Below are 2,465 nucleotides of genomic sequence, written 5' to 3' on the forward strand. Positions count from 1 at the left end.
GGTCATGAGCGCCTCGGTCTCAACCACCCTCCAGTCACTCGTCGGGGCGTCCGAACGCGAGGTCACCGCGGTGGGCTTCAACCTCCTGCTGGCCGCGATCCCGCTGGTGGTCTCAGTACTGTGGCTGGCCTTCATCATTCGCTGCGCCTGGTTCCTGCGGCGGCTCCGGGGCTGGAAACAAACGCCGGAACCGGGCGCCGTGCCCAAGAAGTTCCTGCGGGACAGGCCGCGGCTGAGGCGGGTGGTGGTGGGCCTGGCCCATCCCGGCCTGCTGCTCGTGGCGGGCCTGGGCACCTCCGTGCTCGCGTTCCTGCTGGGCGCCGTGGAACTGACCATTAATGTGCTGAAGTAGGATAACCGGGCCGCCGGGGCCAGGCGTACTGTTGACCTATGAGCTGCACTGAAGCGCGCATTCCCCAGGCGCGGATAGTTGGAACATCTCTTTCCGGAGCGCGGTCACGATGACGCGCACGTGGCTGCGCTGGCTGCCTGCTGCCGCCGTTCCTGCCGTTATTGCCGCCGGCGCGCTGGCCGGATCCCTGCCCGCCAGCGCAGGGGATCCCCTGCCGCCCAAGACGCCGGAGCAGGTGCTGCAGTTGATTGCCCAGCACCGCCAGCCCGCTCTCTCCGGAACCCTGGAACAGTCCTCTGCGCTCGGGCTTCCTGAGCTGCCCAAGACCGGTGCCGGCCCGGACGCGTCAGGGACGGCATGGCTCGAACTGCTGACGGGGCCGCACACCGCGCGGGTTTATCGCGACGGCCCGGACAACGCCCGCGTCCAGGTGATGGACCGGCTGGCCGAACGCAACGCCATCCGCCACGGCAACGACGTGTGGTTCTACAACTCCAAGGACAACACGGCCGCCCATGCCCAGCTCCCGGCCGGCGACGCCGGTGACACAGGCCGTCACAGCGCCGGCACCGACGTCACCGCCACCCCCGACCAGCTCGCCGCGATGCTTCTGGCCAAGATCGAACCGGGCACCGACGTGGCGGTGGGCGCCGATGTCCAGGTAGCCGGCCGGCCCGCCTACAACCTGGTGCTGACACCAAAGTCCGATGCGACGCTGGTCGGGTCCATCACAGTAGCCGTTGACGGCCAGACCGGGCTGCCGCTGGGCGTCGAGGTCAAGGCGCGCGGACAGTCGGATCCCGCCTTCCGCGTCGCCTACACCAGCCTGACCCTCGGGGCCCCCGACGCGTCGGTCTTCACGTTCACCCCGCCGCCGGGCGCCACGGTCGAGGAGATTCCGGTAAAGGAGCACAAACACGGAAACGACGCCGGGAACGCCACAGCGCCGGCGGCCAAGGACCGTGCCGGCAAGCCGGCCGTCACCGGCTCTGGCTGGGACTCGGTTGTTGAGTTCCCGGCGGGAACGGCCGGCCCGGCGTCGGACGCCACGGCCCTGCTCGAACAGGCCACCGTCCCGGTCCAGGGCGGCCGGCTCTTGTCCACCGCGCTGGTGAACGTGTTGGTGCTCGACGACGGCCGGGTCGTCGCCGGCTCCGTGCCACTGGAGCGGCTCCAGGCCGCTGCCGCACAGAAGTGATGTCCGGTGCGGTATCCGGTGGCCGACGGTTGCTCCCTGACCATCCGGTGACGGCCGCGTGAGCGCCGCCGGGCCGGCGGCCGAGCTGAGCATTGAGACCACGGGCCTGACCAAACGGTTCGGCCAGCAGATGGCTGTCGACGGCGTCGACCTGGCCGTGCCGAAAGGCGCGGTCTTTGGTTTCCTGGGCCCGAACGGTTCGGGGAAGACCACCACCATCAGGCTCCTGCTCGGCCTGGCCACCGCCACCGGAGGTTCCATGCGCGTGCTGGGCGAGGAGATGCCCGGCAAACTCAATGACGTACTGCCCCGGGTCGGGGCGCTGGTGGAAGGACCGGCGTTCTACCCTTTCCTCTCCGGCGCCGCGAATCTGCGCCGCATGGACGCCGCGGACCCCTATGGTTCGGGCGCCACTCGGCGTGCCCGCGTCCAGTCAGCCCTGGAACGGGTGGGTTTGACGCACGCCGCGGACAAGCTGGTCCGGGCCTATTCGCTGGGGATGAAGCAGCGGCTGGGGATCGCCAACGCCCTGCTCGCCCCGCGGGAACTGCTGGTGCTGGACGAGCCCACCAACGGGCTGGATCCGCAGGGCACCCGTGAGGTGCGGAGCCTGGTGCGATCGCTCGCGGCCGACGGCGCCACGGTGTTCGTCTCCAGCCACCTGCTGGCCGAGGTCGAGCAGATCTGCACCCATGCGGCCATCATGAGCGCTGGCCGGCTTGTGGCGCAGGGAACCCTGGCGGAACTGCGCGGGGCCGGCCAGGCAAGGATTCGCGTGTTGACCCCGGATCCGGGCACTGCGGCGCAGGTGCTGGCCGGCCTCGGCCTGACCGCGACCCTGGGCACCGACGGCCGTACTCCCGGTGGCGCCGGCCCCGGGACCGACGCGGCCCTGTTCGCCTCACTGCCTGGGGC

Annotated in this window: 2 protein-coding genes and 1 pseudogene; all 3 read left to right on the plus strand. The window is 70.5% G+C overall.

Annotated features, from left to right (window positions below; translation table 11 throughout):
• Nucleotides 1–352: pseudogene (locus tag LQV45_RS25765) on the plus strand (hypothetical protein); the annotation flags it as partial.
• A gap of 109 nt (nucleotides 353–461) precedes the next feature.
• On the plus strand, nucleotides 462–1,550 hold the full coding sequence (locus LQV45_RS25770) for a hypothetical protein (protein ID WP_230009482.1): 1,089 nt from the start codon (nucleotides 462–464) through the stop codon (nucleotides 1,548–1,550).
• 58 nt (nucleotides 1,551–1,608) lie between these two features.
• The coding region (locus LQV45_RS25775; RefSeq protein ID WP_374208297.1) for an ABC transporter ATP-binding protein at nucleotides 1,609–2,465 on the plus strand (857 nt) is incomplete at its 3' end.

The sequence above is a fragment of the Microbacterium sp. Bi128 genome (genome assembly GCF_918698205.1).